The sequence below is a fragment of the Intestinibacter sp. genome, from assembly GCF_022780145.1.
Lineage (GTDB): Bacteria > Bacillota > Clostridia > Peptostreptococcales > Peptostreptococcaceae > Intestinibacter.
The window spans coordinates 1-2,098 of the sequence record NZ_JALEXO010000257.1 but is presented as its reverse complement, the minus strand read 5'-3'; the positions used below and the strand labels follow the sequence as shown (position 1 = coordinate 2,098).

General features: G+C 31.9%; 2 protein-coding genes. Both read left to right on the top strand.

Annotated elements, in window-relative coordinates; genetic code table 11:
• Nucleotides 1-1,353 (top strand): sodium:solute symporter family protein (locus tag MR593_RS09620; RefSeq protein WP_290692285.1); only part of this gene is annotated, 1,353 nt, incomplete at its 5' end.
• Between the two features lie 203 nt (nt 1,354-1,556).
• Nucleotides 1,557-2,098 (top strand): OB-fold nucleic acid binding domain-containing protein (locus MR593_RS09615; RefSeq protein ID WP_290692283.1); only part of this gene is annotated, 542 nt, incomplete at its 3' end.

Sequence of the window (2,098 nt, the reverse complement as noted above, 5' to 3'; positions counted from 1 at the left end):
AAAAAAGACGGGGAAAATTTCTTATTATACAAAGGTAAAAACGGTACTTGGATAACAGCCGTAACAATTGCAGGTCTTGCTATAGGCGGTGCCTCAACTATAGGTATAGCACAAAATGCGTTCGTCGCAGGTCTATCTGCTGGTTGGTACAATGTAGCTTGGGCTTTCGGAGCTATCATGGCGAGCTTTTTAGTTGTTAAACGCTTTAGACATAGTGGTCATAATACAGTAACAGGACTAGTTCAAGATTTATTCGACAAAAAAGCTGGTATTATGATGACAATAGCTATGGTTCTAATTCAATGTACAATAATAGCACTTCAATACATAGCAGGTGGATCAATACTTGCAAGTTTACTACCAGACATATTCAATATAACTACAGGAACATTCTTCAGTTTCTTAATATTCATGCTAGTAGCCTTTGTAGGTGGTATGGGATCTGTTAGTTTAAGTAATATTATAAATATATCATTAATTTATTTTGGAATCATAGTAGCTTCATTTATGGTATTTTTCAACCAAGGTGGATGGGATGCAGCGTTACAAATGGCTAGCACTTCTACAGATGTTCCATATTTAAGCTTTACAGAAGGTATGGGTATACCAGCAATTATAGCTTGGCTTATAGTTATGTGTGGTAATACAAACTCAATCCAAGGTGTTATACAAATAGGTCTTACATCTAAAGACGATAAATCAGCAGTAAATGGATTTAGACTAGGTGCTTTAATGATGATACCAATAGGTTTCTTATGTGCAATGTTAGGTATAGCATCAAAGGCTTTAATACCTGGTGTAGATGCAACTTTAGCATTACCAATGATAATATTATCACTACCACCAGTAATAGCAGGTCTTACATTATCAGCTCTATGGGCTGCAGATATGTCAACTGCTTGTAGTATGTTAATCGGTTGTTCAACAACAGTCAGTCAAGATATATTCTTCAAAACAAATGCTGGTAAAAAAATGAAGGATAAAGCCTTCGTGATAAATAAAGTTATAATACTTGTTGTAGGTTTCTTAACTTATATATTATCTTCTCAATTAGGTTCTATATTAAATGCCATGAAGGTATGTCTATCTATGGCAATAGGAACTTCAATAGTTGTACTTGGAGGATTATGCTTCTCTAAATTCGCTAGTAAAAATGCAGGATTTATGACAATATTAGTATCAGTACTATCTGCTGGAGTATGGCTATTTGTACCAGCTATCAAAAATGTATTCTCAGATGTAGGATATTTAATGGTATTGACTACAGGTATAACATTTATAGTAGTTAGTTTATTCGACAAAAACAAGGTCAATCAGCTAGACTACGAAGAGGATAAGGTTGTAAACGATTAATTTTTAAAAAATTTATTTTATACAGAAAGTGCTTTAAAATGTAAAGATTTTTAAAGCACTTTTGTATTTTTATAATACTATTGATTTTTATAGCTAAGATTTAGTAGAATAAATATTGATATTATAAATTGTATAAATTAGTAAATATAAGTTATAATTATTATATGAACAAAATTTGAACTAAATATTTAGGAGGTAATTCTATGCAAAAAGAATTCATTGAAATTAAACAACTTTATAGAAATAAAGAAGAGTACATAGATAAAACTGTAAAAGTTGCTGGATGGATAAGAACATCTAGAATGTCTAAAAACTTCGGATTTATAGAATTAAACGACGGTACTTTCTTTAAAAACATGCAAATCGTTATAGATGAAAAATTAGACAACTTCAAAGAAGTAGGTAAATTACCAATAAGTACATCTTTATTAGTAGAAGGTACATTAGTTGCAACTCAAAATGCAAAACAACCAGTAGAAATACAAGCTACAAAAATAACTGTAGAAGGCGAATCAGATAGTTCTTACCCACTACAAAAGAAAAGACATACAGTTGAATACTTAAGAACTATAGCTCACTTAAGACCTAGAAGTAATCTGTTCTCTGCAGCTTTCAGAGTTAGAAGTGTCGCAGCATATGCTATACATAAATTCTTCCAAGAAAGAAACTTCGTATACGCTCACTCTCCAATCATAACAGGTAGTGACTGCGAAGGTGCTGGAGAAATGTTCAGAATCACAACTTT